The organism is Pseudomonas sp. AC229 (genome assembly GCF_979254655.1).
The window spans coordinates 222,711-249,011 of the sequence record NZ_CEEDHK010000002.1 but is presented as its reverse complement, the minus strand read 5'-3'; the positions used below and the strand labels follow the sequence as shown (position 1 = coordinate 249,011).

The window sequence follows — 26,301 nt, the reverse complement described above, 5'->3', positions numbered from 1 at the left end:
GACAGGGTAAACTGCGCGCTTTCCTGGCAACGCCCCCTGGTTACCCTTATGACTTTCGCCGCCCTTGGTCTGATCGAACCCCTGCTGCGCGCGCTCGAAGCGCTCGACTACAAAACCCCGTCGCCGATTCAGGCCCAGGCCATTCCAGCCGTGCTGGCCGGCCGTGACCTGATGGCCGCCGCCCAGACCGGCACCGGCAAAACCGCCGGTTTCGCCTTGCCGCTGCTGCAGCGCTTGACCCTCGAAGGGCCGACCGTTTCCAGCAACTCGGTGCGCGCGCTGGTGCTGTGTCCGACCCGCGAGCTGGCTGAGCAGGTGCACGAAAGCATTCGTCTGTATGGCCAGAATCTGCCACTGACCACCTATGCGGTGTACGGCGGGGTGAGCATCAACCCGCAGATGATGAAGCTGCGCAAAGGCGTCGATATTCTGGTCGCCACGCCGGGGCGGCTGCTCGATTTGTTCCGCCAGAACGCCATCAAGTTCGGCCAGCTGCAAACCCTGATCCTCGACGAAGCCGACCGCATGCTCGACTTGGGTTTCTCTGAAGAACTGCGCGATATCTACGCGGCGCTGCCGAAAAAACGCCAGACCTTGCTGTTCTCCGCCACCTTCTCGGACGCCATTCGCGCGCTCGCCGGCAACACCCTCAACGACCCGCTGAGCATCGAAGTGAGCCCGCGCAACGTGGCGGCCAGCAGCGTGAAGCAGTGGATTATCCCGGTGGATAAAAAGCGCAAGTCGGAGCTGTTTTCCCACCTGCTTAAAAAGCACCGCTGGGGCCAGGTACTGGTGTTCGCCAAAACCCGTAACGGTGTCGATCAGCTCTGCGAAATGCTGCAGCAGCAAGGCGTCAACGCTGATGGCATCCACGGCGACAAACCCCAGGCCACGCGTCAGCGCGCCCTGGATCGGTTCAAAAACCGTGAGGTGCAAATACTGGTCGCCACCGACGTGGCGGCGCGCGGCCTGGACATCGACGACCTGCCGCTGGTGGTCAACTTCGACCTGCCCATCGTGGCCGAAGACTACGTGCACCGCATCGGCCGCACCGGCCGCGCGGGCAACAGTGGTCAGGCGATATCGCTGGTGTGTGCCGATGAAGTGCAGCTGCTGTCGGCCATTGAAGTGCTCACCCGCCAGACCTTGCAACGCAGCGAAGAGCAAGACTTCGAACCCGAGCACCGCGTACCGGTGACCGACCCCACCGGCCAGGTGCTGAAAAAACCGAAGAAACCGAAAAAGCCAAAAACCGGCGGCGGTGGCGGCAAGAAAACCCTGGGCAAATGGACCGAAAGCGCCGAGCCGCTAGACGCACCGGTGAAAGCGATACGCAAGGTGCCGAGCTTTAATACGGGGCCGCGCAAGAAGAAATAACGCTGCCTTTTTGTAGGAGCCAGCTTGCTGGCGAACCCTGCAAACATCGGAAGTCGGAGTTTCCAGGGTTCGCCAGCAAGCTGGCTCCTACATAAATTAGAATTGGCGTGGGCTCAGGACACGCGCTTATGCACCGCCGCCTCAGTCGCGTCGTAGATCACCACGCAAATGTGCTCCACCTGCCCGCCGCTAGAGGCCAGCGGCAGCAGGGTGACGTTCTGGTACATAAAGTCGGCGCGGCCGGTGATCGGTTGGTAGTTCTTGAAATGCACCAGGTACGGCCGCTGTTCCCACAGGCTGAACGCCCGCGTGCCGAGGGTGACCACAGTGTCGACCTTGCGCCGAAACCAGTCTTCGTCAATTTCCTTAAACAAGTCGAATAACGACTTGCCGTGCACCTCATCCGGGCCCAAGCCGGAGTGGTTTTCCATAAAGCTGTTAAACACTTCCACGCGGTACTGGCGGTCGAGCACGATCACGCCCACATCGATGCATTGCACGATATCCAGCAGCCAGTGAACTTCTTTGATGTCGATCTGCGCAGGCATGGGCCGGGTCTCAGTTCATCAGGTAATTGATTTTGTAAGTCAGGCGCTGAATCGAATCTTCGGTAAACAGCAGCAGCAAGTCGAAGTGCACGTTGTGGCCTTCCAGGCTGTAGCTGATTTCCACCGCCAGGGTTTTGCGCCAGCGCTGTTTGTTCACCGTGATCAAACTTTCAATCGAGCTGTGCAGGCCGAGCAGTTGCGGGTGGCCTTGGGAAAAGCGTACGTCGATCTGCTCGGAAATGCCGCTCAGGCAAGCACCGATCAGAATGCTCGCCAGGTCCAGGAGCATTTCCGACACATCGTGTTCGTCCTTGGGCTGCCACTTGAACAGGCGGCCGATATCGGCAATTTCCGAGTCGTGAAACAGCAGCAGCGCCTCGCCAGCGATGCCGTCGCCGATGAAACCCTGGCACAACGCGCTGTAGCGCTCGCCGCGTTGGGCATCGGCCAGGGTCATGTGCAATTCGCTGACTTCGAAAATGTTGACGGTCGGCACCGGCAGCTCGACAAACACCCCCAGCACCTTGGCCAGCAACGCGGCGGCGCGGCCCATGGCCACGTTGGTGATTTCACGCAGGGCATCGCGGAAGTTCACTTTCAGCTCAAAGGCCGGGCGCAGCGGCACTTCAGCGGGCGGGGCAGGCTGGCCGAGTAAGTTCAAGCGTTGCAGGGTTTCGCGCAGCTTTTCCGGTTCGGCTGGTTTTTTGATGAAGGCCAGCGCGCCCAACTCCAACACGCGGCGCATCGCTTCTTCCTGCACATCACCCGAAACCACCACCACACTGGCCGCCAGGCCTTCAGCTCGCAGGGCGGCAAGTACTTCGTAGCCGTCCATCACCGGCATGGTCAGGTCGAGCAACACCACCTGGCCGAGGCCTTGGCGAATCGCCTGCATGGCTTCCTGACCATGGGCGGCCTGGGTGATGGACACCGGCCAATCCGCTGGGAGTGAGCGGATCAACTGCTTGCGGGCCATCATGGAGTCGTCGCAGACCAACAGAGGAATCACTATCGCATTACCACCATGAGCAAGAAGAAATGCGGCCATCCGCCGGCCGAATGAAAGCAAGCATAGTCGTCAGTGCTGGTTGCCGCTCAGCGGAGCAGGCGTTACCTGCAGTGACGTTTACTGGTGCCGATTGGCCCATGCTGGTGCATTACCGAGCCGGTTAAAAGCGCCATCGGGCGCCAGGCTGGGGGTTTCAGGATAATGGCGCAAAACCTGCATTCTCGTTCGCTATTCTGAACATTGGCTGAAGCACCACCGCTATGCGCCACAAGGACCTGAAACACTGGACCACCGGATTCGCCCATTTGCTCACCTTGCCAACCGGCCGGCCGCGCTTGCTGGGCCTGAGCCAATGGTTGAAGCAAATCTGCCCGGTCGACCATTTCGTGCTCTTCATCTATGAAGGCAACCACCGCCCGCTGGCGCTGTTCGACACCTTTGCCGCGGACAAACGCAAAATCTACGTCGACGACTACCAAGTTGGCCCCTATTTGCTGGACCCGTTCTACCTCGCCTGCACCCGCAATCAGCCGCCTGGCCTGTGGCGTCTGCGCCAATTCGCGCCGGACCACTTTTACCTCGGCGAGTATTACCTCAACTATTACCAACTCACCGGGTTGGCCGAGGAAGTGGCGTTTTTCGTCGACCTCGCTGACGGCGCCAAGGCCGTTCTGTCGCTGATGCGCAGCACCACCAGTCCAGCGTTCAGCCGCGACGAAGTGCAGCTGCTGGAATGTGCCGAAGCGGTGGTCACCGAGGTGGTGCGGGAAGCGTGGCAAGAGTGCCGGGTGCAACGCCCGGCACAAGACCTCGACCACAAAATTCGCGCGGCCTTCGACCAGTTCGGCGCCCACAGCCTGACCGCGCGCGAGCAGGAAATTGTCCAGCTATTGTTGCGCGGCCACTCCAGCGCCTCGGTGGCCGAGCATCTGGAAATCAGCCCGGGCACGGTGAAAATCCATCGCAAGAATATCTACGCCAAGCTGGGGATTGGCAGCCAGGCTGAGTTGTTGGGCTTGTTCATTCGCGAGTTGGCCGGGTCCGAGGGCGGCGAAGAGTTCGCCTTGCGCCACGCTTCGTGAGCCATCAATCGAGGCTAAAGCCTCTCCCACACTGAATCGCGATTTTGTAGGAGAGGCTTCAGCCTCGAGCGCTTGCTTTCATTCGCTCTCTATCCCTCAAGGGATATATACGCCCGCAAACCGCCGTTGCTAGTTTCTCCCCAACGCACATAAGAACCAGAAAGGGGCGAACGGTGAGCGATTCCAGCCAAGCATTCGATATCGAATTCCGTCAGGTGGTGAAGCGCTACGGCGCCACGCCGGCGGTGAACGGCGTGAGTTTCCAGGTGCGGCGCGGCGCCTTTCATTCGTTTCTCGGCAGCTCAGGCTGCGGCAAAACCACCACCCTGCGCATGATTGCCGGCTTCGAGCAGCCGTGCGAAGGCGAGGTGTTGCTCGCCGGTCGTTCAGTGGCGGGCGTGCCGGCGTTCCAGCGGCCGGTGAACATGGTGTTCCAGAGCTACGCGCTGTTCCCGCACCTGAGCGTGGCCGACAACATCGCCTATGGCCTGCGCTACCAAACGCCGCGTCCAGACAAAAAACAACAGCGCCGCCTCGCCGACGAAGCCCTGGAAATGGTGCGTTTGAGCGGCTACGGGCAGCGCAAACCGAGCGAGCTGTCGGGCGGGCAACAACAACGCGTGGCCCTGGCCCGGGCACTGGTGAACAAGCCAACGGTGTTGTTGCTCGACGAACCCCTCGCCGCGCTGGACCGCAAGTTGCGCAAGGAAATGCAGTCCGAATTGCTGCGCTTACAGCGGGAAGTGGGCATCACCTTCGTGCTGGTGACCCACGACCAAGAAGAGGCGCTGTCCATGAGCGACAGCATCAGCGTGATGCAGGACGGCCTCATCGTGCAGACCGCCAGCCCCGAGCAACTGTACGAAACCCCCGCCAGCCGTTACGTCGCCGACTTTATCGGTGAATCCAACCTGTTCAGCGGCACCGTGCGCCGCATCGACGGCGACAGCGTGGTGCTGGAAACCGCCCAAGGCCTGCAACTAAGCAGCCCGCGCAGCCCGAGCGGCGTGGCCTTGAGCCCGCAAGTGGAAGGCTGCATTGCCGTGCGCCCGGAGCTGATCAGCATCGGCGCCGCCAACACGCCGCTGGGCCGCGAAGTGACCCTGAACGGGCGCGTCGAAGACCGCATTTACCTGGGCAACCTCACCGAATACCGCGTGCGCACCGATCCCTTCGGCATCGTCTGCGTGCGCGTGCCGCGAGTGCGCGAACACAACCAGGCAAGTTTCGAACACGGCGCCGCCGTGCAGATTGGATGGGACCAGGCCAATGGCTTGGCGATGGGGGTTTGATAGGCAGCGCAGTTCAGCAGGTGCACCAATAACTAACCGACACGTTTAAGGGGATGACCGATGGATGGCAAAGACTTCATAAAAACGATGCGTAGCTGGCAGAACGGCTCAATCACCCGTCGCGACTTCCTCGGCCGTACCGGCCTGGGCGTGGCCGCCGCAGTGGTCGCCACCAACATGCCCGGCGTGCTCACCAGCAACGCTTTCGCTGCCGAAAAAGGCGCCATCGGCGACCGCGTCGCCATCGCCACCTGGCCCAACTACCACAACGCGAAAAACCTCGAAGCTTTCGCCAGCCAGACCGGCGCGAAGGTGCAAATGAGCGTGTTCGGTTCCAACGAAGAAATGCTCGCCAAGCTGCAAGCCGGTGGCAGCGGCTGGGATGTGTTCGTGCCCACCAACTACACCATCAGCACCTACGTGGAGCTGGGCTTGATCGAGCCGCTGGACCTCACGCGCCTGAGCAACTTCGACCCCAACGCCTACGAAAAACGCTTTATGGAACAGGGCATCGTCAACGGCAAGGTGTACGCCGTGCCGAAGAACTGGGGCACCACCGGTTTTGTTTACGACGACCAGAAAATCAAAGGCAAGCCCACGTCCTGGAAAGAATTCTGGGACCTGGCCAAAGGCCCGGCCACCGGCCGCGTCATGGTCCACGACTATCAGCTGACGGCCATTGGCAACGCGCTGAAGTCGTTCGGTTACAGCTTCAACTCGCTGGATGAGAAAGAACTGGCCGACGCGGAAAAGCTGCTCATCGAAGTGAAACCGCACCTGTTCGCCATCAACTCCGACTACCAACCGAGCATGCGCAGCGGCGACGCGTGGATGTCCATGTGCTGGACCGGCGACGGCTCGCAGTTGCACCGCGACCTGCCGAACCTGCAATTCACCCTGGGCAAGGAAGGCGGCGAATTGTGGAGCGACTTCTTCGCCATTCCCAAAGACGCCGAGCACCGCGACGCGGCCTACGCCTTTATCAATTTCCTGCTCAACCCGCAGGTGAACAAGCTGGAAGTGGAAGCCCACGGCTACCCGAGCGGCGACAAACGCGTGGATGCGTTGCTGCCCAAAGAAATGCTCAGCGACCCGATCATGTACCCGGCCGCCGAACTGCTCAGTGCCCTGGAATTTGGCGCTGCGGCAACCCTCACCAGCCCCGTGCGGGCGGAATTGATGGCGCGGTTCAAAGCCGCGTAACGCCACCACGGTCTGTCCCCTCTGCCCGCTTGCGGGAGAGGGTTAGGGAGAGGGTTTTGCTGGCAAGCACCCTCACCCCAACCCTCTCCCAGAGGGAGAGGGGGCTGACCGAGTGAGACTGACATATGCCCAAGGACTCCCCCATGAACATTGCCGTTAGCGCACCGCTCTCCACGGCGGCCGCGCCTGCCCCGGCGCGACCGGCCAGCCTCGGTCGGCGTATCACCTGGCTGCTGCTGTTGCCCTCGACGCTGTGGTTCGTGCTGCTGCTGTTGATGCCGCTGGTGGTCATTCTGCTGTTCAGCGTCGGCGAGCGCAGCGCCGTCGGCGGCTACAGCCCGGCGTTTACCTTTGCCAATTACCTAAATCTGGCCTCGCGCGCGGCGGCGTTCAGCAATACCTTAATCCTGGCGCCGCTGGGCACGTTGGTGTGCCTGCTGGCGGCGTATCCGCTGGCGTATTTCCTCGCGGTAAAGGTGCGGCGCAACCGCTCGCTGCTGCTGACGTTGGTGATCGTGCCGTTCTGGACCAGCTTTCTGATCCGCACCTACGCGTGGATTTTCATCCTCAGCGGCAAAGGCATTCCCGCGCTGCTGGCCAGCCTCGGGCTGGACGATGTGCGCCTGATCAACACGCCAACCGCCGTGCTGATCGGCATCGTCTACGGCTATTTGCCGCTGATGGTGTTTCCCATCTACGTGAGCCTGGAAAAACTCGATAAGCGCTTGCTCGAGGCGTCCCACGACCTGGGCGCCGGCGCGCTGGAAACCTTTCGCCGCGTGACCTTGCCGTTGTCTGCGCCGGGCGTGATTACCGGCGTGATGCTGGTGTTCATCCTGCTGATGGGCGAGTTTCTGATTCCGGCGATTTTGGGCGGCGGCAAGGTGTTCTTTGTCGGCAACGCGCTGGTCGACTTGTTTCTGCAATCGCGCAACTGGCCGTTTGGCAGCGCGGTGGCCATGACCCTGGTGGCGATGATGCTGGCGATTATCGCGGTGTATCTGAAACTGGTGGCGCGCTACGGCGGCCGCCAGCAAGACGGGATGCTCTGACATGAACGACAAAGCGTTATGGCTGCGTGGCTATTCCACGTCGGTGTACCTGTTTCTGTATGCGCCCATCGCCCTGATCATGTTGTTCAGCTTCAACGCCGGGCGCAGCGGCCTGTCGTTCGAATGCTGTTCCACGCAGTGGTTTGGCCGGGCGTTTGAAAACCCGTTCATCATGGAAGCGCTGGGCAACAGCGCGCTGATCGCACTGTGCTCGGCCACGCTGGCGACGCTGTTTGGAACCTTGGCGGTGTTCGGCTTGCAGCGCGTGAGCGGCCGCGTGCGCATGCTGTTCGATGCGCTGACGTACTGCGCGATCATCGTGCCCGGCATTGTGATTGGCATCGCCACGCTGATCGCCTTTATCACCTTGTTTGACCTGTTCAACCCGCTGCTGGCGGCGCTGGACATGGGCATTCCGAAACTGCGCATGGGCTTTTTCACCGTGGTGGCGGCGCACTCGCTGTTCACCATGGCGCTGGTGATGGTGATTGTGCGCACGCGGGTCGATGCGCTGGATAAATCGCTGCTCGAAGCCTCGGCCGACCTCTACGCGCCGCCGCTGGAAACCTTCTGGCGAGTGATTCTGCCGCAGATTGCGCCGGCGATCATGGCCGGTTTTCTGCTGGCGTTCACCTTCAGCTTTGACGATTTCATCATCGCGTTTTTCGTCGCGGGGTCGGAAACCACCTTGCCGATTTACATTTTTTCCTCGATCCGCCGGGGCGTTACCCCGGAGATCAATGCCGTATCCACGGTGATCATCCTCGCCTCTCTGGCGCTGTTGTTCACCTCCCGTTATTTGCAAAACCGCCGTGCCGGCGTGTCGGCGTAAGGAGAGCGTCATGCGCGATCAGCTGTATATCAACGGGCAATGGGTGAGCCCCGATTTGGGTGGCCATTTCGAAACGCTGGACCCGGCCACCGAAACGGTCATTCAGCGCGTGCCAGCAGGCACCGAAGAAGACATCGACCACGCGGTGCGCGCGGCGCGGCGTGCGTTCGACAATGGCTGGGGGCAAACCACTGGCGCCGAGCGCGCGCAATGGCTGGACGCGCTCGCCAGCGAACTGGAAAGCAGCCAGGACGACCTGGCGAAATTGGAAGTGCGCGACAACGGCAAACCCCTGCCTGAAGCGCAGTGGGATATTGGCGATGCCATCGGTTGCTTTCGCTACTACGCCGACCTGGCGCGCGAGCTGGATGGCCAGCAGAACGAACCGTTGGCATTGCCCGATGAGCGCTTTCGCTGCCACATTCGCCGCGAACCGATTGGCGTTGCGGGGCAGATAATCCCGTGGAATTACCCGTTGCTCATGGCCTCGTGGAAAGTCGCCCCGGCGTTGGCGGCGGGCGCCACCGTGGTGCTCAAGCCGTCCGAACTGACGCCGCTCACCGCCCTTGAACTGGCCGCCGCCGCTGACCGTATCGGTTTGCCAGCGGGCGTGCTGAACATCGTCACGGGGCTTGGCGCGGAGGCGGGCAGTCCGCTGAGTCAGCACCCGCAAGTGGACAAACTGGCGTTCACCGGCAGCGTGCCGACGGGGGCGAAAATCATGTCGGCGGCGGCTGCCGACATCAAGAACATCAGCCTCGAATTAGGCGGCAAGTCGGCCTTTATCGTGTTTGACGATGCCGATATCGAAGCTGCGGTGGAGTGGATTCTGTTCGGTATTTTCTGGAACCAGGGCCAAGTGTGCAGCGCTACGTCGCGGCTGCTGGTGCAGCAGGGCATCGCCGATAAATTGCTCGAACGTCTGGTGGAAGCCGCGCGCGCCATCACCATCGGCAATGGCATGGAACCGGGCGTATTGCTCGGGCCGCTGGTGAGCCAGGGGCAGTTGGAAAAGGTGATCGGCTTTGTGGAACAAGCCAAGCTCAGCGGCGCGAAATTGCTCACCGGCGGCAAACGCCCAGCGCATCTTGATCGCGGTTATTTCATTGAGCCGACCATTTTCGATGAGCCGGCCGAGAACAGCATCATCTGGCGCGAGGAAGTGTTCGGGCCGCTGTTGTGCGTGAAGCGCTTTGCCACCGAAGCCGATGCCATTCGCATGGCCAACGCCAGCCGCTTTGGCCTGGCCGGCGCCGTGATGAGCGCCGACCCGCAGCGCGCCACGCGCGTGGCTAATGGTCTGCGCGCAGGCATCGTGTGGGTGAATTGCTCGCAACCCACCTTCAACCAGGCGCCATGGGGCGGCATGAAACAAAGTGGCATCGGCCGCGAGCTAGGGCGCTGGGGCCTGGACAATTACCTGGAGGTGAAACAGGTCACCGAATACATCGGCACCGAGCCGTGGGGGTGGTACCTGAAGTAAACCCGTACAGGCGGCGTTGCAGTCACGGCGCCTGAACGCGCTCCATATAGTGATGGTCCGGCACCCCCGGCAAGGTGGACACCCGCCGGGCCATCACCTGAAAGCCCCAACGCTCATACAGCGCCTGCGCCAGCGGGTTCTGCGCGGACACATCCAACGCCGCCTTCGGCAAACCACGGGCGCTGCCCAGTTTCAGCAAATGCTCGATCAGCTGACTGCCAATGCCCTGACCGGTCAGGCCCGCTTGCACGCCTAAATGGGCGAGGTAGTTGCAGCCTATCTTGGGCGGCTTGATCAGGTGTTCCACCTGCAAACCTCTGCGCATAACCCCGGCGCCTGCCCACAGCCCATAGAAGCCGAGAATCTGCTGCGTGGCCGCGAGCATATGGCGCAGATTGTCTTCGCTGCGGACCAAGGTGCCGGCAGCTACCACGCGCCCCTGCCATTCACCCACCCAGTGCTGACGATGGCTGAACTGTCCGTGCTCACCGACAAACGCCCGGTGCAAAAAACCCAGCACCTGCTCCGCACCAAACACGTAATCGAAGGCCGCGGGGCCGGAGCTATAAATCAGTGGAACGGCGGCGGGGGCATCATCGGGGCGGGCTGGGCGAAAGGTGACGGACATGGCGGCCTCGTGCGGGCGATTACGGGTGGTGCAGCGTAAGCCGGCAATCTAGCGCGATGGTTCCAATAGTCGAGGTGGCTGACGGTTTTAGCGCAGCCAATCGAGAACGCCCAATCCCGCCTGGCGCCCACTGGCAAAGCAAGCGTTCAATAAGTAGCCGCCGGTGGGCGCTTCCCAGTCGAGCATTTCGCCGGCGCAAAACACGCCGGGAAGGGCCGTGAGCATCAGGCGGGCATCCAGCGCTTCAAACGGCACGCCGCCGGCGCTGCTGATGGCTTCGTCGAGCGGCCGGGTGCGCACCACGGTCAGCGGCAGCGCTTTGATGGCGGCGGCCAGCGCTGCTGAATCGGCAAAGGTGGCGGCGCTGGTCAGTTCGCGCAACAGGCCGGCGCGCACGCCATCCAGGCCGAGGGTACTGCGCAAATGGTTGCTGATGGATTTGCTGCCCCGAGGTTTGTTCAGCAGGGTCACCACCTGCTCGGGGCTTTTATGCGGCAGCAGGTCGAGGTAGACGGTGGCGCTGCCGTGCTCGGTGAGGGTGTCGCGAATCGGCGCCGACAGGGCGTAGACCAAACTGCCTTCCACGCCGTGCGCGGTCACCACGAATTCGCCCAGGCGCGGCGCCTGGCCGGGCAACGCAAGGGCGCACGACTTAACCGGCGCACCGGCAAATTTCTCCGCGAACACGGCGCTCCAGCCTGCCACCTCGAAACCGCAGTTGCTCGGTTGCAGGGGCTGCAACGGCACGCCGCGCTCGGCCAGCAGCGCCTGCCAGGCGCCATCGGAACCCAAGCGCGCCCAACTGCCGCCGCCCAGCGCCAGCACCACAGCGCGGGCTTCGATTAGCTGCTCACCGTCGACGCCCGCCAGGCGCAGGCGGCCATCGGCGCTCCAGCCTAACCAGCGCTGGCGCGTATGAATCGCCACGCCATGTTCGCGCAGGCGTTTGAGCCAGGCGCGCAGCAGCGGGGCAGCTTTCATGTCGGTGGGGAAAACGCGGCCGGAGGTGCCGACGAAGGTGTCGATGCCCAGCCCGTGAATCCAGGCGCGCAACTGTTCGGCGTCGAAGTCATGGAGCAGCTCGCCGATCTCGCCGGCCCGTTTGCCGTAGCGGCCGATAAATGCCGGTTTGGCTTCAGCATGGGTGATGTTCATGCCGCCCACGCCTGCCAGCAAAAACTTGCGGCCGACCGAGGGCATGGCGTCGAACAGTTCGACCCGGATGCCGGCCAGCGCCAGCACTTCGGCGGCCATCAATCCAGCAGGGCCGCCACCGATGACGACGACGGGCGGTGAGGCAGTGGCGTGGGATGCGGGCATGGCGACGGGCTACGGCTGGGAGGTGCGGCATTCTAACCGAGGCCGGCAAAAACGGCCGCTACACTCAGCTGCGGGCACGCAACGCAAAGGATTGAGCGATGGCAAACGATGACAGCAGCGCAGCACCGGCCAAGCTTGGGCTGTTTCTACTTAGCGGTGTGGTGATCGGCTCCATGATTGGCGGCGGCGGTTTCAACCTGCCGCAAAACATGTCGGCCCACGCCAGCCTCGGCGCGATCGCCATCGCCTGGCTGCTGACGTTGGTCGGCATGTTCTTTCTCGCCAACTGCTTTCGCCTGCTTTCGACGCAACGCCCCGACCTCACTGCTGGCGTTTACGCCTACGCCCGCGAAGGCTTCGGCAACCTGGCCGGCTTTCAGGTGGCGTGGGGTTATTGGCTGAGTGCGGCGTTTGGCAACGTCGCGTTTGCGGTGCTGATCATGAAATCGCTGGGCTATTTGTTTCCAGCGTTTGGCGACGGCAAGAACTGGCTGTCCATCGGCGGCGCGTCGCTGCTGATCTGGGTGATGCACTTCACCGTGTTGTTCGGCGTGCGCCGCGCGGCGGTGCTGGGCTCGGTGGCCAGTGTGCTGAACGTCGGCAGCTTGTTGGCAACCATCGCGATCATGGCGGTGATGGTCAAGGCCGACATGTTTCGCCTCGACGTCTGGGGCATGGGCCAGCAATTGGGCAGCGTCACCAGTCAGGTACAGAGCACCATGTTGGTGACGCTGTGGGTGTTTATCGGCATTGAAGGCGCGGTGGTGATGTCGGCCCGCGCGCGTAAGCCGCAACAGGTCGGCCAGGCCACCTACATCGGCTTGGTGGTGTGCACGCTGCTGTATTTCCTGCTTTCGGCTTTACCCTTCGGTTTTATGACCCAGCCGGAGCTGGCCGCGCTGGATGAGCCGGCGGCGGCTTACATTCTTGAGCGGTTGGTGGGGCGATGGGGCGCGGTGTTTGTGATCGTGTCCCTGCTGATTTCCCTGCTCAGTTGTTGGCTGGCGTGGACCATTCTGGTGGCCGAGCTGCCGTTTGCGGGCGCCAAAGATGGCGTGTTTCCAGGCTTTCTGGCCCGTGAAAACCGCTTCCACTCACCCGCGCCGTCGCTGTGGTTATCCAGCGCGGTGATGCAGGTGATCGTGTTTGTGGTGCTGTTTGCCGAGAACGCGTGGATCTGGCTGATCAGCGTGACGGGCGTAATGATCTTGCCGGCCTACTTGGCGAGCACCGCTTATTTGTGGCGGTTTGCGTTGCAGCACGGGCAGATGGCGGAGCGGGGCAGGGCGCTGCGCAGTGGCGTGTTGGGCAGCGTGTACGCGGTGTGGTTGCTGTATGCAGCGGGGCCGCAGTTTGTGCTGATGTCGAGTTTGTTGTTTGTGCTGGGCCTGCCGGTGTTCTGGTTTGCGCATCGGGAGAGTGGACGCAAGTCGGCGGTTTTTTCGCGGGCGGAGGCGGTGGGTGCCGGGTCGTTGGTGCTGGTGGCAGGGGTGGCCGTGTGGGCGTTTTCGACCGGGTTGGTGGAGTTGGGGTAGTTCATGAAAGCTCGCGGCTGAAGCCGCTCCCACAGAACTGTAGGAGCGGCTTCAGCCGCGATTCCTGCAAACGCCGAACCCGCGGCTCAGCAACGGAAACCGGCGAGCGCCAGATCAATCCTGCTGATGCGCGGCCTCTATAAACGCTTTGATGATGGCCGGGGTTTGTCCATGCAAACTGGCGCGTTCGGGTTGGAACAGGGTGGCAACGAAGAAGGGGTGGTCTTGCAGTTCAACGCCGCGCGCGTCGCCCTCGGTGTCCCAGGCGGTGATGTGCAAGGGGCTGCCTTTCAGGACGGCGGCGAAGTCGGGGTTGAGGCCGAAGCGGCAGTGGTAGCCTTCGGTGGTTTGCAGGGCACCGTAGGCTTCGGCCAGGCGGGAGTCGGCGGCCAGGTTGATGTCGCCGCTGACTTCCACCAGTTCACAGCTCAGTGGGGTGATGACCAGACGCTTGCCGTCGGGGTGGGTTTCGGCGTGTTCGGCGTCGGCCCAGCCCACTACGTTGCGGGCGTATTCAAGCAGGGCGTGCTGGAAACCGCCGCAGCTGCCGAAGAAGGGAACAAGCTTTTCACGGCAGTAGCGGATGGCGAATAACGCGCCGTCCGTGTCGCGGTAAGGCGTGGCGGGAACAGCCCAAAAGCCGTGGTATTCGGCCAGATGCTTATGGCCATTGAGGCTGTCGGTGGCCAGCCATTGCGGTTCGACGTGTACCCCAACCGCTGCGCCAGCCAGGGCCAGGGCGTTGGGGATCGCCTGGTGGGCGATGACGTCGGGGTTGTAGTCGCCGATCAGGCCGATGTGCAGAGTGGTCATGGCTGCGGGGCTCCGTGCGTAGGGTTAGCCAGCGCTAACCATACGCATCTATCGCCGCGGTTTCAGGCGCGAATGTCGCCAACGGCGGGTGTTATTTTCCCGGCCACACGCGCATCACCAGATAAGGCGCTTTGCCGCTGTCTTCTGCGCCACTGAAGGCGGGCGCTTTGTAGAGCTGGTTGACGGACATGTACAGCCAGCCGTTGTCGCTGGTGTGCACGCTGTCTGGCCAGTCGAGACGGGCGTCACGCACCAGCGGTTGCAACGTGCCGTCGGTGTTGAGCACGTCGATGCCGCCGTCGTTGACGTTGGTGAAGAAGTGCCGGCCGTTCGCATCTGTGGCGGCACCGTCGGAGATCGGCTTGGCGCCGACCACTTTGATGGCCGCGCCGATCTGCTCGTCGCTGGCACCGTCGCGCAGCAACGTGCTCGGCACGGAGTACCAGGTTTTGCCATTCATGGCGCCGAAGAACAGGGTGCTGCGGTCGGCCGAAAGGGTGAGCGGATTGACTGCCACGCTGGCGGGTTTGCCCTGGAATTGAATGGCCTTGCCGCCGATGACCATCTTCGCGTCTGCCTCGGCTTGCAGGGCTGGATGGCCGCTGAAGCGTCGGGCTTTGCCAGTGGCGATTTCCACGGCGATAAGGCCCGGGTCGGCGATGTCGGCGAGGTATACCCAGCCCGCTACGTCGTCGACGGTCAGGTCTTGAATGAAGCTGCCTTTGGGGGCGATGGCCTGCGGCAATTCAATTCGGTACAGCTGCTTGCCGGTGGCGATATCGAAAGCCCACAGGCGGGTTTTGCCGAGGTTCAGGCCCATGTCGGTTATCCACAGACGGTTTTTACCATCGGCGAAGATGCCCAGCGGGCTGTCGATTTTTTCGTCGCTGGCCTCAGCGGTGCCGCGCTGCACGTCGCTGTTGGGCCAGGCCTTGAAATGGGTGCGGTCGGTGATTTCGATCAGTTGCGCGGCGTTTGGCGCGTCGAGTGGATGGATTGTGGCGAAGACGCGGTTACCGGGCGCCGGTGTGACGTTGCCGGGGCGCATCGGCAGTTCGGCGACTACTTCCAGATCGCCGGCATTGGGTGCGGCGATGGCGCTGGTGAATACGCTGATACTGACGGCCAACAAGGCCGCCTTGGCGCTGGTGCGAAGTAAGTGGGGACGATGTTTCATGGCAGGGCTTCCTGTTCAACCAAGGACTGCACGACGGCAGTGCGGGGCAGCTTGCCCCGTGCGGTCAGGTTGAAGAAGCGCGGTAGCGTTGAACCACTTTCAAGCCAGTGGCGAAAATTGCTGACCTCACAGCACGTAGAAAAATATCGCCACGAAATGCAGCAAGCTCCCGGCAATCACGAACAAGTGCCATATGCCGTGCCAGTGGCGGAAGCGGCTATCAAAGGCGAAGAAAATGATGCCCACCGTGTACAGCACGCCCCCCGCCGCCAACCATTTGAAGCCGGTAAGACCAAGGGCAGCGATCAGCGGGTTCACGGCGATAAGCACAATCCAGCCCATCACGGCGTAGATGATCAACGACAACACGCGCGCTTCGGAGCGCGGTTTGATTTCCTGCAACATGCCGATGACGGCCAGCCCCCAGACGATGCCGAACAAGGTCCAGCCCCACGGGCCGCGCAAGGTGATCAAGCAGAACGGCGTGTAGCTGCCGGCAATCAGGAGGTAGATGGACAGGTGATCGAGCTTTTGCAGCAGCCGTTTCGCCGGGCCGCGCACGCTGTGGTAGAGGGTCGAAATGCTGTAAAGCAGCACCAGGGTGACGCCGTAAATGGCGACGCCGACGATTTTCCACACATCGCCCGTGAAGCCTGCCAATACCAACAGCCATACCGCGCCAATAGCGGCCAGCACCGAACCGACCAGGTGGGTCCAGGCGTTGAATTTTTCTCCGTAGTACATGGTGTCGAAGGTGCCTCGTGGCGCGTTCAGGCGTGGTGTTGCCACACCCGTTGCGCGCTGTGGTGAAGAATTCCATGACGCTGTGCCAGCGCCACGCGGTTTTTGTCGTAGCCGCCGCCGATCACGCCCATCACCGGAATGTTCCGGCTCAGGCAGTGCCGAATCACGCGCTCGTCACGCGCAGCCACGCCCGCGTCGGTGAGCTGCAAATAACCGAGGGCGTCGTCTTTGTGCACGTCGACCCCGGCGTCGTACAGCACCAGGTCGGGCTGGTACAGCGGCAGCAGATAATTGAGCGTGTCGTCGACCACCCGCAGGTAATCGTCGTCGCCCATGCCCATGGGCAACGGAATGTCCCAATCGCTTTGAGCTTTGCGTGCGGGAAAGTTCTTTTCGCAGTGCAGCGACACCGTCACGGCTTCAGGCGTGTCGGCCAGAATGCGCGCGGTGCCGTCGCCCTGATGAACATCGCAGTCGAAAATCAACACGCAGTTCACCCGTCCGGCTTCAAGCAGGTAGCGGCTGATGATGGCCAGGTCGTTGAAGATGCAAAAACCGGCGGCGTGGTCGTAATGGGCGTGGTGTGTGCCGCCGGCCAAGTGACAGGCCAGGCCGTGTTGCAAGGCCAGTTCGGCGGTCAGCAGTGAGCCGCCGACCGCCCGCACGGTGCGCCGCGCAAGCGCCTCGCTCCAGGGCAGGCCGAGGCGGCGTTGTTCGTCGTGGCTAAGGTTGCCGCTGAGAAAGCGTTCGATGTAACTCGGCTCGTGGGCGAGGGCGAGGACGTCGGCAGGGCAGATGTCGGGGCGAAAAAGTTGCGCGTCTGTGGTCAGGCCGCTGTCTATTAGGTGGTCACGCAACAGGCGAAATTTCTCCATCGGAAATCGATGGTTGGCCGGGAAGGGCGGACTGTAGTCGTCGTGATAGACCAGGGGCACACGCATACATTGAACCGATAAAAAGAGGTCGCCAGTATCCCCGCCCCACCGGGTGACCTCAAGCCGAGCACTGTGAAGGAACCTTGCATGAGCGCACCGATTGAATTGCACACAGAGCGTTTGCTGCTGCGCACCTGGCGCGACGACGACTTGCGGCCTTTCGCCGAAATGGTTGCCGACCCCGAGGTGATGCGGTTTTTCCCCGCCACGCAAAGCACCGCCGAAGCCGCCGCGTTGATGGCGCGCGTGCGGGCGCACTTCGCCGAGCATGGCTTTGGCTTGTGGGCGCTGGAGCGCAAGGACAACGGGGCGTTTATCGGCTTTACCGGTTTGGGGCTAGTGGGTTTCGAGGCACCGTTTTGCCGGGCGGATGGCCCGACCATTGAAATAGGCTGGCGCCTGTCCCGTGATAGCTGGCGCCAAGGCTTTGCCAGCGAGGCGGCGCGGGCCTCGCTGGCCTGTGCGTTTGAGCGCTTGGAGTTGCCGGAAGTGGTGGCCTTTACCGTGCCGGCGAACGTCGCCTCGCGCGGGGTGATGGAGCGCATCGGCATGCGGCGTGATCCGGCGGACGACTTTCAGCACCCGAACCTGCCGGCGCAACACCCGTTGCGTGCGCATGTGCTGTATCGCATTGCTCGCCAAATCTGGTTGGCGCAATAGCCGCCGAGGTTGGACCAATGGCCACCGGGCTTTTTTCCTCCGGGAGCCGACATCGGCCGGCAAAGCCTTTACCATTCCCTCCGCCTGAATAATGCGTGATGAGGAATGACCGATGAGCCAATTACTCGATGATCTGGTGGCCCTGCTGAGCCTGGAGCAGATCGAGGAAAATATGTTCCGTGGCGTCAGCCAGGACCTTGGTTTTCGGCAACTCTATGGCGGTCAGGTGCTGGGCCAATGTGTGTCGGCCGCCAGCCAGACCGTGGACGCCGAGCGCCATGTGCATTCCTTGCACGGTTATTTCTTGCGTCCGGGCGATGCCAGTTTGCCGGTGGTGTACTTGGTGGACCGCGTGCGTGATGGCGGCAGTTTCAGTACCCGTCGCGTCACCGCCATTCAGAAAGGCGCGCCAATCTTCACCTGCAGCGCCTCGTTCCAGACCGACGAAGAAGGCTTCAGCCACCAGTTGCAAATGCCCGACGTACCCGGCCCGGAAAATTTGAAATCGGAAACCGAGCTGGCCGCACTAGCCGCCGAATTCATTCCGCCGCGCATGCTCGAACGCGCCACCAGCCCAAAGCCCATTGAAATTCGCCCGGTGACCATCGCCAATCCGTTCGAGCCAGTGGTGCGCGAGCCGATCAAGTACGTGTGGTTTCGCGCCGACGGCACCCTGCCGGACGAACGCCAGCTGCATAAATACCTGCTCGGTTACGCCTCGGACTTCAACTTGCTCACGACTTCGATGCAGCCTCACGGCGTGTCGGTGTTTCAGAGGTTCATGCAGGTGGCGAGCCTCGACCATTCGCTGTGGTTTCACGCTGACCTGCGCATGGATGACTGGCTGCTCTATGCGATGGACAGTCCATGGTCGGGCAATGGTCGCGGTTTTGCGCGCGGCAGTATCTTTAACCGTGCGGGTCAATTAGTGGCTTCTGTTGCGCAGGAAGGGCTGACAAGAGTGCGCGAAGACTGGCGCTAATTCGCTCGGTTTAAAACCAAGTTGAAATAAAAGTTAGTGCCAATCGCTATATGGCGGCCTATAGGAATGTTGCCGCCTCGTCTACGGCGCTGTTGTAAAACAGTTGAGACAACAAGCGCTTATCTGACATATCAATTTGCCGTTAGCCCCTCTCTAAGCCTCGGAATACAACGCGTACCGGGGTTTGTTCGGGGTTTAATCGCGGTTTGTTTTGTAAGTGATTGGCTACAGCAACCGAGTACTTTCACTTACAAAACTTACGACCTGTTCCCAAGAACAATTACTTACAGCTCCTACAGATTTTACCGACACGGTTTTGCTTGTTAGTTGACGCCATAAAGTTGTTTTGAATGCGGCCGAATTTCTACTACGTTGCAATTAAGCGTGAAAACGCGACTATTTCGTAGGAGTTCTTAGAGATGAAACGCCGCTTTCTGCTGTTCCCTGCCTTGCTGTTGGTGCCGTACTCGTTGACGGTGGACGCAGCAGGATCCGTGCAGGGTCAACTGGGCATCCAGATCATCATTGGCGCCGGCTGCACCGTGAATAACGGCACCAGCAACGCCACCACCAACAACTTCGGCAGCATCACGTTCGGCTCCTATCCAAGTTTGAGCAACAACATCGACGCTCAGTCGGTGGGTGCCAGTGCCGGCAGCTCGTTCGGCATCGAATGCGCCAACGCCACCAACTACAGCGTTGCCCTGAACTCCGGCCTGAACAGCACCGGCACCCAGCGGCGCATGGCCAGTGGCGGCAATTACGTGCTCTACAACCTGTATCAAGACGCTGCGCGAGCCACGCCGTGGGGTAATGGCACCAATGGCGGCACTGCCTTGGCAGGCGTTGGTAACGGCGCGAATCAGGACATGGTCGTTTACGGCCGTGTGCCGAACCAGACCACGCCGGCCACCGGTACCTACACCGACACCGTACAAGTGACCATCACCTGGTAACGCCGGACGTTCGGGTGCAGTGGGCTGAAGTCGCCGCCTTCCCGAGGGCTCCGCTCACCGGCGCAACACGGATGTTCGCCACTGCCACGCTTTCCAACGCCAGGATCTGCCATGCGTTGCCTACGTGATCCGTCTTGCCGGTGGCTATTGCTGTTCAGCGTAATGCTGGGCAGCACTGGCGCTTTCGCTGTCACCAAGTCCGCCACCATCGGTCTTAGCGCCGAGGTTCTTCCCGCGTGCAGCGCCGGCAGCACGGCGCCCACCACGCTGGGCCAATTCGGGACGTTGAATTTCGGTACCTACTTTTCCCTCAATACACTGGTGTCAGCCAGCAGCAGCGTCGGCAATGGCTCGCTGCGGGTGAACTGTTTGCTCAACACGCCGTACCGCGTGCTGCTCAGTGCCGGCGGCAGCGGCAACGTGGCGGCGCGCCGCATGAGCGGGCCGGCCGCCGCGCAGATCAGCTACAACCTCTACACCTCGGCGGCGTACAGCGTCATTTGGGACAACACCACCGGCGTCACCGGCACGGGCAATGGCGCCGACCAATACCTGCAAGTGTTCGGCCGCGTGCCCAAACAAGCCGCGCCCACCCCCGGCACTTACACCGATACCGTCACCGTGACTGTGAGTTGGTAATGAGCGTGGACCGCCTCCGTGCGCCAATGCTCGCCCGTTTGCTCGGTGCTTTGCTGCTGGTGCTCAGCGCCTTCAGCTGCGCCGATACCAATGTCAACGACACCCCCATTCAAAAGAACTTTCTGGTCAAGGCGGCCATCGTCAACGGCTGCATTCTTGGTTCCGGCGCGGCGGATGTAACCTCCTTCGGCAGCATCAATTTCGGCCAGGTCAGCCTGCTGCCAAGCAATGTCGATGTGACCAGCACCACCGGCGCTGGCTCGATTTTGCTCCAGTGCACGCCCGGCACGTCGTTGACCATCGGCATCAGCGCCGGCCTCAACGCCAGCAACATCGCCAGCGGTCGCTTCCTCAACAAAGGCGCCGAAACCCTGCGCTACCAGCTGTACCAAGACACAGGGACTACCCTTTGGGGAAACGGTAGCAACGGCGGCACGGTGAAAAGTCTGACCTTCCCCGCCGGCAGCGCCACCGTGGCGTACCCGGTATTCGCGCGGTTGTTCGCCGTTACGCCAATGCCATCTGCCGGGATCTACAGCGATACGGTGACGGTGACCATCACCTACTGAGCTGAGCGAGCGCGGACAACAATCTAAAAGGAGCTGCCAATGCCTGAATGGAGCCGTTACCGGATTCTGCCCCTTGCCGCGCTGCTGCTTGCGCTGGCCAGCGGGCTGGTCGAGGCCGCCAGTTCGGTGCTGATCTGGCCCATCAACCCGCAAATCGAGGGCACGCAAAAGGCCGCTGCGTTATGGCTGGAAAACCGCGGGCAAGCGCCCATCAGCCTGCAGATTCGGGTATTGGCCTGGGGCCAGGCCGACTACGGCGACCAGCTCAGCGCCCAGCGCACCGTGGTCGCCAGCCCACCGGTAGCGACCATCGAGCCGGGCAAGCGGCAGATGATCCGCCTGATGAAAATGCAGCCGGTGCCCGCTGCCACTGAACAAACCTTCCGCGTGCTGGTGGATGAATTGTTGCCGCCCGACGCCAAAACCGATGCCGCCCTCGGCGTGAAATTCCAGATGCGCTATTCCGTGCCGCTGTTCGTGTTCGGCGATGGCGTAAGCCTGGCCAGCGCCGCCAGCAAGCCGGAACCGGGCATTCAACTGCTCAAACCCGACCTGCGTTTCCAGGTGCAGAACGAGGGCGGCAAGCGCTTCCTGCTACTCAACAATCAGGGACCAGCCCACGCGCGATTGGCGAGCGTGTCGGTAAAACAGGGCGAAAAACGCACGGTAATCGCCGAAGGCTTGCTCGGTTACGTATTGCCCGGTGCGCGAATGCGTTGGGAGTTGCCGGCCGCCGTGGCGGGCGACTCGTTTGCGTTGGAAGCTCGAATAAACGAACTGGCTGATCTCCAGCCGATTTCGCCGCAACGATAGCCAGCACAGCGGATGCGGAGCGTCAGGGAAGCGCCGACGCCGTCGCCCTTTATGGGCGGCGCCGGTGGCGCGTATGTGCTGTTCACCTGCCTGGCGGTGTGGTTGCCCAGCGCGCAGGCGGCCAGCTCCATGCCCTGGCCCTTGCGCGACGCCTTGGCCGCCGCGCCTGCCGTGCCGGTGGCCGCCGCGCCTGAGCAAACGACGGCGGGGCCGACGGTGGTGGTCGCGGCAAACGAGCCCATGCCCTTGCGTGACGCCGTGGCCGCCACGCCGCCTTCAGCAACCGCCGGGGCGCCGCAGTTGCCGGCACCTGCGCCGGAGCTGGACGGCTTACCGGCCGCACGAATGCGCCCCAGCGCGGTGCCCGAGGCAACGCCCGACGTACCGGCGGCAGCGGACGCCGCAGCCGGCGAATACACCTTGTTTCTGGAATTGGTGGTGAATGAATTGCCCAGTGACCGCGTGGCGCAAGTGACCGTACGTGGCGAACGCTACTTCGTGGACAGCGAAGACCTGCGCGCCGTCGGCGTGCGGGTGCCGGAGGGCGCTACCGGCGAGCTGGCGCTCGATAGCATCAGCGGATTGCAGTTCAGCTACGACCAAGAACTGCAGCGCCTGAAGCTGGTGCTGCCCAGCGACTGGCTGCCGGAACAGCAGGTCGGCGCGCGATCGGTCTACGCCTCGGTGCCGGCGCAAAGTTCGTTTGGGCTGCTGTTCAACTACGACGCCTATTACAACGACACCGATGACGGCGCCCATTACCTCAGCAGCTTCCTCGAACAACGCGTGTTTGGCAGCGCTGGCGTGTTCGGCAACACCGGCGTGTACCGCCACAGCTTCAACGAACTGGGCGCCGAGGAGGACGGTTACATGCGCTACGACACCTACTGGCGCTACAACAATCAGGAAACCATGACGCGCTACATCGCCGGCGACCTGATCACCGGCGCGCTGACCTGGAACAGTGCCGTGCGCATCGGCGGCGTTCAGATCTCGCGCAACTTCGCCCTGCGCCCGGACCTGATCACGTATCCACTGCCGCGCTTCACCGGCGAGGCCAGCGTGCCGACCTCTGTGGACCTGTTTATCAACAACGCCAAGGTCAGCAGTGACCAGCTCAACCCCGGCCCGTATACCGTCAGCAACGTGCCGTATATCAGCGGTGCCGGTAACGCCACCGTCGTCACCACCGACGCCCTCGGCCGGCAGGTGGCGACCGACGTGCCGTTCTACGTCACCAACTCCCTGTTGCAGGAAGACCTCTACGACTACTCGGTGTCGGCCGGTAAATTGCGCGACGACTACGGGCTGAAGAACTTCTCCTACGGGGCGTCGGTCACCAGCGGCACGTTCCGCTACGGCGTGACCGATTTCTTCACCGCTGAAACCCACGCCGAGTTCGGCGAAGCGCTGCGCCTGGGCGGCCTCGGCGCCACTGTCGGCCTGGGCAATTTCGGCACCCTCAGCAGCTCGTTCGCGCAAAGCCAGTACGAGGGCAGCAAAGGCCAGCAAGCCAACGTCGGTTACAGCTATTACTCCAACCGTTTTGGCTTCGGCGCCCAGCATGTCGAGCGCAGCAAGGGCTTTGTCGACGTGAGCATGCTCAGCGCGCTGGAGCTGGGGCGCGATGAGCTGACGCTGGCCAAATCCAGTGACCAGATCACCTTCTCCTTTAGCCCCGGCAACGTCGGCAATGTCGGCGTCGGCTACTTCGCCAGCGAAACCATGGACGGCCAGCGCACGCGCCTGGTCAACCTGTCGTGGTCGCGCAGCTTGTGGGGCAACAGCAGCATGTACGTGGCGATGAACCGCGACCTCGACGGCGAGGGTTACTCGGCGGTGATGCAGCTGATCATTCCGTTCGACGTGCGCTCCACCTTCAGCGCCAGCGTCGAGCGCGACACCCAGGGCCAGTTGCGCGAGCGGGTGAACTTCGGCCGCACGCCGCCACCCAGTGGTGGCGTTGGCTACAACCTCGGCTACGCCACCGGCGGCGGCACCTACGAACAGGCCGACCTGACCTGGCGCACGCCCTACGCCCAGCTGCAAGGCGGCGTGTACCGCGACGACGGCCGCCTGACCCAGTGGGGCGATATCACCGGCTCGTTTATCGCCATGGACGGCGAGATATTCCCTGGTAATCGCGTTGACGATGCCTTTGTGCTGATCAGCACCAACGGGGTAAGCGATGTGCCGGTGAGTTTCGAGCATCAGCTAATGGGCAACACCAACAAGAACGGCCATTTGCTGGTGCCCTCGGTGCCGTCGTACTACGGCGGTCAGTACGAAATCGACCCCTTGGGCCTGCCGGCGAATTTCCGCGTGCCGCAGGTGGAAAGCAAAATCGCAGTGCACCAAGGCAGCGGGGCGCTCCTGAACTTCGACCTGCACCGCGTGGTGGCCGCCAGCATTGTGCTCATCGACAGCCGTGGCGAAGTGATTCCCCGTGGCAGCGAAGTGAAAGTGCAAGGCACCAGCCTGCGCGCCTTCGTTGGCTGGGACGGCCTGGTGTATTTCGAGGGGCTGAGCGCGCAGAACCAATTGCTGGTCACGCGTCCCGATGGCCAGGCCTGCAAAGCCGGGTTCGCCCTGGCCGATACCCATGAAGAAGTCAGTCTGGTGGGTCCGTTGACCTGCCGCTGAGCCTATAAAAACAGGAGCTGACATGCGCCCCACATCACCGCGTTCAAGCCTGCCAGGCTTGCTCCGACACCTGCACCGCTGGTTGCTAGGTGCGCTGCTGCTGAGCGCCAGCGGACTGGCCAGCGCCGTGTGCACCACCGGCGCCACCAACGTCAGCCTCGGCACCGTTAGCTCGCTGGCCTTGAAAACCACCACCGTGGGCAACTACGGCGCAGCGGGCATCAGTTGCACGGGTGGGCTGTCGCTATTGTCCGGCTCGTATATTCGCCTGATGCTCGACACCGCCAGCCTTAACCTCACCAACGGCGGCTACAGCATTCCCTACACCGTGAGCACGACCCAGGGCGGCGCGCCGCTGCAAAACGGCGTCACCGGCACCGCCACCGGGCTTACCGTGTTGTCGCTGGGCGGTGGCAGCAACGGCATTGCCCTGTACTTCACCGTGCCGTTGGGGCCAAACGTACAAGCTGGCACCTACACCGGCACCGTGAGTTTTCGCTGGTACTACGCCATCTGCGACAGCGGCCTGCTCGGCGCCTGCGCCTGGGATCGTTCGCCTGGTTTGGTACAAGCCTGCGCGCCGGTGCTGGGCATTGTGTTCTGCACCGACCCCACCAACTGGGGCACGGGCGTGTTGACCAGTGCGACCTTGACGCTGGTGGTAACCAAATCGTGCCTCATCAACACCGCCACCCTGGACGTCGACTTCGGCAGCAAAGCCCTGGTCAACCAGTTCGCCAAAGTGACCCAGACCGTCAACGTTACCTGCACCAACAACGAAGGCTACAGCGTCAGCTTCGACAACGGCGCCAACTACCTCGCCCCGTGGCGGCGCATGGCCAGCGGCGCGAATCGGATGAACTACAACCTGTATCAGCCGGACACCACGGTGATCTGGAACGCCGCCCAACCGATGGCGTTTCTGGGCACCGGCTTGGCGCAAAACTTCACTTTTGATGCGCTCATCGACGCGACGCAGCAAAACGTGCCAGCCGGGAATTACCAGGACAGCATCATCATGACGTTGAATTACTGAGTGCCCGGTTGGAAAAAGCTCGACGCTGAAGCCTCTCCTCCAGGTTTGTGATTGCCTGTGGGAGAGGCTTTAGCCTTGATGCTCCGTATACTTCAGCGCTATCTCGCACTGGAGTGAACTGATGAGCCTGGCCGCTATTCGCCATTGGGTGTTCGATATGGACGGCACGTTGACCATTGCCGTGCATGACTTTGCCGCCATCCGCCGGCATCTGGACATTCCCCCCGAAGACGACATTCTTCATCACCTCGCCGCGCTGCCAGCCGATGTGGCGGCGGCCAAACATGCGTGGCTGCTGGAGCACGAACGCGAGCTGGCGCTGAATTCGCAGCCGGCGCCCGGGGCGGTCGAGTTGGTGCGCGAGCTGCACGGGCGCGGCCATCAGCTCGGCATCCTGACCCGCAATGCGCACTCACTGGCGCTGTTGACGCTTGATGCCATCGGCTTGGGCGACTGCTTCGCGGTTGAGGATGTGCTGGGGCGTGATGAAGCGCCGCCAAAACCGCATCCCGGTGGGTTGTTGCACTTGGCCGAGCAATGGCAGGTGTCGCCGAGTGAGATGGTGATGGTTGGGGATTACCGCTTCGACCTGGACAGCGGGCGGGCGGCTGGCACCCACACTGTGTTGGTGAATGTGCCGGAGAACGTGTGGCCGGAGTTGGCGGATTGGTATTCGCAGGATTGTTGGGGGTTGTTGGGGTTGAGTCGGTGATTAGGTTGACGGCTTAGCCGGGCGGGATTTTTTGGGATTACAGAGTTTCGTACGGTCCGAAATTCTGGATCCCCGCGTTCGCGAGGATGACGGGTGTGTGGGGTGGCGAGTGGTGTTTTCCTGCACGACTGGGAGGTCCGACTCGTCGGGCTGCGGCCTTCGCGAGGATGACGGATGACGTGACAAAAACTTCCGTCATCCTCGCGCACGCGGGGATCCAGGCTCGTGAAGGGGACACCGTAAAGGCCACAAACCCTACCC

At 62.2% G+C, this 26,301-nt stretch carries 25 protein-coding genes; 17 read left to right on the top strand and 8 right to left on the bottom strand.

Features of this window, described 5'->3' with window-relative positions:
* Nucleotides 1–48: 48 nt before the first annotated feature.
* A complete protein-coding gene (locus AC0IW7_RS03765; protein ID WP_471815841.1) occupies nt 49–1,377 on the top strand; it encodes a DEAD/DEAH box helicase in 1,329 nt (442 codons plus the stop codon).
* 113 nt (nt 1,378–1,490) lie between these two features.
* On the opposite strand, the gene AC0IW7_RS03760 is transcribed toward AC0IW7_RS03765, so the two are convergent.
* Nucleotides 1,491–1,925 carry a PAS domain-containing protein gene (locus AC0IW7_RS03760; RefSeq protein ID WP_122492929.1) on the bottom strand — a complete coding sequence of 145 codons (435 nt, stop codon included), beginning with the start codon at nt 1,923–1,925 and terminating at the stop codon, nt 1,491–1,493.
* Between the two features lie 10 nt (nt 1,926–1,935).
* Complete coding sequence (locus AC0IW7_RS03755) at nt 1,936–2,934, bottom strand: response regulator (RefSeq protein ID WP_471815840.1); 999 nt, start codon at nt 2,932–2,934, stop codon at nt 1,936–1,938.
* 260 nt (nt 2,935–3,194) lie between these two features.
* Between AC0IW7_RS03755 and AC0IW7_RS03750 the strand changes: the two genes are divergently transcribed.
* The 6 genes from AC0IW7_RS03750 (at nt 3,195) to AC0IW7_RS03725 (ending at nt 9,878) form a co-directional block, all read left to right on the top strand.
* The gene (locus tag AC0IW7_RS03750; RefSeq protein WP_471815838.1) at nt 3,195–4,016 is read left to right on the top strand and encodes a LuxR C-terminal-related transcriptional regulator; all 822 of its coding nucleotides are present in this window, start codon (nt 3,195–3,197) and stop codon (nt 4,014–4,016) included.
* A 173-nt stretch (nt 4,017–4,189) separates the two neighbouring features.
* A complete protein-coding gene (locus AC0IW7_RS03745; RefSeq protein WP_471815836.1) occupies nt 4,190–5,308 on the top strand; it encodes an ABC transporter ATP-binding protein in 1,119 nt (372 codons plus the stop codon).
* Nucleotides 5,309–5,368: 60 nt separating this feature from the next.
* The gene (locus AC0IW7_RS03740; protein WP_471815834.1) at nt 5,369–6,511 is read left to right on the top strand and encodes an ABC transporter substrate-binding protein; all 1,143 of its coding nucleotides are present in this window, start codon (nt 5,369–5,371) and stop codon (nt 6,509–6,511) included.
* A 143-nt stretch (nt 6,512–6,654) separates the two neighbouring features.
* On the top strand, nt 6,655–7,563 hold the full coding sequence (locus AC0IW7_RS03735) for an ABC transporter permease (protein ID WP_463551491.1): 909 nt from the start codon (nt 6,655–6,657) through the stop codon (nt 7,561–7,563).
* 1 nt (nt 7,564) lies between these two features.
* Entirely contained in the window at nt 7,565–8,395 is an 831-nt protein-coding gene (locus AC0IW7_RS03730) for an ABC transporter permease (protein ID WP_463551492.1), read from the top strand.
* Between the two features lie 10 nt (nt 8,396–8,405).
* Nucleotides 8,406–9,878, top strand: coding sequence for an aldehyde dehydrogenase family protein (locus tag AC0IW7_RS03725; protein WP_471815832.1), 1,473 nt, complete (start codon nt 8,406–8,408; stop codon nt 9,876–9,878).
* Nucleotides 9,879–9,900: 22 nt separating this feature from the next.
* Here the strand turns inward: AC0IW7_RS03725 and AC0IW7_RS03720 are convergent, their stop codons facing one another.
* Together AC0IW7_RS03720 and AC0IW7_RS03715 are read right to left on the bottom strand one after the other, a co-directional pair.
* Entirely contained in the window at nt 9,901–10,506 is a 606-nt protein-coding gene (locus AC0IW7_RS03720) for a GNAT family N-acetyltransferase (protein WP_471815830.1), read from the bottom strand.
* Between the two features lie 87 nt (nt 10,507–10,593).
* Nucleotides 10,594–11,826, bottom strand: a complete 1,233-nt coding sequence (locus AC0IW7_RS03715) for a TIGR03862 family flavoprotein (protein ID WP_471815828.1) — start codon at nt 11,824–11,826, stop codon at nt 10,594–10,596.
* 98 nt (nt 11,827–11,924) lie between these two features.
* Between AC0IW7_RS03715 and AC0IW7_RS03710 the strand changes: the two genes are divergently transcribed.
* Entirely contained in the window at nt 11,925–13,361 is a 1,437-nt protein-coding gene (locus tag AC0IW7_RS03710) for a basic amino acid/polyamine antiporter (protein WP_471815826.1), read from the top strand.
* A 114-nt stretch (nt 13,362–13,475) separates the two neighbouring features.
* Here the strand turns inward: AC0IW7_RS03710 and AC0IW7_RS03705 are convergent, their stop codons facing one another.
* From AC0IW7_RS03705 to AC0IW7_RS03690, 4 genes are all read right to left on the bottom strand, one after another.
* The gene (locus tag AC0IW7_RS03705) at nt 13,476–14,174 is read right to left on the bottom strand and encodes a CTP synthase C-terminal region-related (seleno)protein (RefSeq protein ID WP_471815824.1); all 699 of its coding nucleotides are present in this window, start codon (nt 14,172–14,174) and stop codon (nt 13,476–13,478) included.
* 91 nt (nt 14,175–14,265) lie between these two features.
* A complete protein-coding gene (locus AC0IW7_RS03700) occupies nt 14,266–15,351 on the bottom strand; it encodes an L-dopachrome tautomerase-related protein (protein ID WP_471815823.1) in 1,086 nt (361 codons plus the stop codon).
* A gap of 126 nt (nt 15,352–15,477) precedes the next feature.
* On the bottom strand, nt 15,478–16,095 hold the full coding sequence (gene trhA / locus AC0IW7_RS03695) for a PAQR family membrane homeostasis protein TrhA (protein WP_471816114.1): 618 nt from the start codon (nt 16,093–16,095) through the stop codon (nt 15,478–15,480).
* Between the two features lie 26 nt (nt 16,096–16,121).
* Nucleotides 16,122–17,036, bottom strand: coding sequence for a histone deacetylase family protein (locus AC0IW7_RS03690; protein WP_471815822.1), 915 nt, complete (start codon nt 17,034–17,036; stop codon nt 16,122–16,124).
* A gap of 81 nt (nt 17,037–17,117) precedes the next feature.
* Here AC0IW7_RS03690 and AC0IW7_RS03685 point away from each other — a divergent pair, with 81 nt between their 5' ends.
* The 9 genes from AC0IW7_RS03685 (at nt 17,118) to AC0IW7_RS03645 (ending at nt 26,040) form a co-directional block, all read left to right on the top strand.
* Nucleotides 17,118–17,690, top strand: a complete 573-nt coding sequence (locus tag AC0IW7_RS03685) for a GNAT family N-acetyltransferase (RefSeq protein WP_471815820.1) — start codon at nt 17,118–17,120, stop codon at nt 17,688–17,690.
* Nucleotides 17,691–17,802: 112 nt separating this feature from the next.
* The gene (tesB, locus tag AC0IW7_RS03680; protein ID WP_471815819.1) at nt 17,803–18,672 is read left to right on the top strand and encodes an acyl-CoA thioesterase II; all 870 of its coding nucleotides are present in this window, start codon (nt 17,803–17,805) and stop codon (nt 18,670–18,672) included.
* A 419-nt stretch (nt 18,673–19,091) separates the two neighbouring features.
* Nucleotides 19,092–19,628 (top strand): Csu type fimbrial protein, encoded by a 537-nt coding sequence (locus AC0IW7_RS03675; protein ID WP_471815817.1) that lies wholly within the window; start codon nt 19,092–19,094, stop codon nt 19,626–19,628.
* A gap of 162 nt (nt 19,629–19,790) precedes the next feature.
* Nucleotides 19,791–20,267, top strand: a complete 477-nt coding sequence (locus AC0IW7_RS03670; RefSeq protein WP_463384637.1) for a Csu type fimbrial protein — start codon at nt 19,791–19,793, stop codon at nt 20,265–20,267.
* Nucleotides 20,267–20,836, top strand: a complete 570-nt coding sequence (locus AC0IW7_RS03665) for a Csu type fimbrial protein (protein WP_471815815.1) — start codon at nt 20,267–20,269, stop codon at nt 20,834–20,836. The genes AC0IW7_RS03670 and AC0IW7_RS03665 overlap by 1 nt, the downstream gene beginning before the upstream one ends.
* A gap of 39 nt (nt 20,837–20,875) precedes the next feature.
* Nucleotides 20,876–21,649 (top strand): fimbrial biogenesis chaperone, encoded by a 774-nt coding sequence (locus AC0IW7_RS03660; RefSeq protein ID WP_471815813.1) that lies wholly within the window; start codon nt 20,876–20,878, stop codon nt 21,647–21,649.
* Between the two features lie 345 nt (nt 21,650–21,994).
* Nucleotides 21,995–24,292, top strand: a complete 2,298-nt coding sequence (locus tag AC0IW7_RS03655; protein WP_471816112.1) for a fimbria/pilus outer membrane usher protein — start codon at nt 21,995–21,997, stop codon at nt 24,290–24,292.
* A gap of 22 nt (nt 24,293–24,314) precedes the next feature.
* On the top strand, nt 24,315–25,328 hold the full coding sequence (locus tag AC0IW7_RS03650) for a Csu type fimbrial protein (protein ID WP_122492911.1): 1,014 nt from the start codon (nt 24,315–24,317) through the stop codon (nt 25,326–25,328).
* 121 nt (nt 25,329–25,449) lie between these two features.
* Complete coding sequence (locus AC0IW7_RS03645) at nt 25,450–26,040, top strand: HAD family hydrolase (protein WP_471815811.1); 591 nt, start codon at nt 25,450–25,452, stop codon at nt 26,038–26,040.
* The last annotated feature ends 261 nt before the right edge of the window (nt 26,041–26,301 follow it).

What these genes read in the sequence shown, in the direction of transcription:
- AC0IW7_RS03765 (WP_471815841.1), top strand. Translation starts at nt 49, where the DNA reads ATGACTTTCGCCGCCCTTGGTCTGATCGAACCCCTGCTGCGCGCGCTC.
- AC0IW7_RS03760 (WP_122492929.1), bottom strand. Translation starts at nt 1,925, where the DNA reads ATGCCTGCGCAGATCGACATCAAAGAAGTTCACTGGCTGCTGGATATC.
- AC0IW7_RS03750 (WP_471815838.1), top strand. Translation starts at nt 3,195, where the DNA reads ATGCGCCACAAGGACCTGAAACACTGGACCACCGGATTCGCCCATTTG.
- AC0IW7_RS03740 (WP_471815834.1), top strand. Translation starts at nt 5,369, where the DNA reads ATGGATGGCAAAGACTTCATAAAAACGATGCGTAGCTGGCAGAACGGC.
- AC0IW7_RS03735 (WP_463551491.1), top strand. Translation starts at nt 6,655, where the DNA reads ATGAACATTGCCGTTAGCGCACCGCTCTCCACGGCGGCCGCGCCTGCC.
- AC0IW7_RS03730 (WP_463551492.1), top strand. Translation starts at nt 7,565, where the DNA reads ATGAACGACAAAGCGTTATGGCTGCGTGGCTATTCCACGTCGGTGTAC.
- AC0IW7_RS03725 (WP_471815832.1), top strand. Translation starts at nt 8,406, where the DNA reads ATGCGCGATCAGCTGTATATCAACGGGCAATGGGTGAGCCCCGATTTG.
- AC0IW7_RS03720 (WP_471815830.1), bottom strand. Translation starts at nt 10,506, where the DNA reads ATGTCCGTCACCTTTCGCCCAGCCCGCCCCGATGATGCCCCCGCCGCC.
- AC0IW7_RS03715 (WP_471815828.1), bottom strand. Translation starts at nt 11,826, where the DNA reads ATGCCCGCATCCCACGCCACTGCCTCACCGCCCGTCGTCGTCATCGGT.
- AC0IW7_RS03710 (WP_471815826.1), top strand. Translation starts at nt 11,925, where the DNA reads ATGGCAAACGATGACAGCAGCGCAGCACCGGCCAAGCTTGGGCTGTTT.
- AC0IW7_RS03705 (WP_471815824.1), bottom strand. Translation starts at nt 14,174, where the DNA reads ATGACCACTCTGCACATCGGCCTGATCGGCGACTACAACCCCGACGTC.
- AC0IW7_RS03700 (WP_471815823.1), bottom strand. Translation starts at nt 15,351, where the DNA reads ATGAAACATCGTCCCCACTTACTTCGCACCAGCGCCAAGGCGGCCTTG.
- trhA (WP_471816114.1), bottom strand. Translation starts at nt 16,095, where the DNA reads ATGTACTACGGAGAAAAATTCAACGCCTGGACCCACCTGGTCGGTTCG.
- AC0IW7_RS03690 (WP_471815822.1), bottom strand. Translation starts at nt 17,036, where the DNA reads ATGCGTGTGCCCCTGGTCTATCACGACGACTACAGTCCGCCCTTCCCG.
- AC0IW7_RS03685 (WP_471815820.1), top strand. Translation starts at nt 17,118, where the DNA reads ATGAGCGCACCGATTGAATTGCACACAGAGCGTTTGCTGCTGCGCACC.
- tesB (WP_471815819.1), top strand. Translation starts at nt 17,803, where the DNA reads ATGAGCCAATTACTCGATGATCTGGTGGCCCTGCTGAGCCTGGAGCAG.
- AC0IW7_RS03675 (WP_471815817.1), top strand. Translation starts at nt 19,092, where the DNA reads ATGAAACGCCGCTTTCTGCTGTTCCCTGCCTTGCTGTTGGTGCCGTAC.
- AC0IW7_RS03670 (WP_463384637.1), top strand. Translation starts at nt 19,791, where the DNA reads ATGCTGGGCAGCACTGGCGCTTTCGCTGTCACCAAGTCCGCCACCATC.
- AC0IW7_RS03665 (WP_471815815.1), top strand. Translation starts at nt 20,267, where the DNA reads ATGAGCGTGGACCGCCTCCGTGCGCCAATGCTCGCCCGTTTGCTCGGT.
- AC0IW7_RS03660 (WP_471815813.1), top strand. Translation starts at nt 20,876, where the DNA reads ATGCCTGAATGGAGCCGTTACCGGATTCTGCCCCTTGCCGCGCTGCTG.
- AC0IW7_RS03655 (WP_471816112.1), top strand. Translation starts at nt 21,995, where the DNA reads ATGCGCCCCAGCGCGGTGCCCGAGGCAACGCCCGACGTACCGGCGGCA.
- AC0IW7_RS03650 (WP_122492911.1), top strand. Translation starts at nt 24,315, where the DNA reads ATGCGCCCCACATCACCGCGTTCAAGCCTGCCAGGCTTGCTCCGACAC.
- AC0IW7_RS03645 (WP_471815811.1), top strand. Translation starts at nt 25,450, where the DNA reads ATGAGCCTGGCCGCTATTCGCCATTGGGTGTTCGATATGGACGGCACG.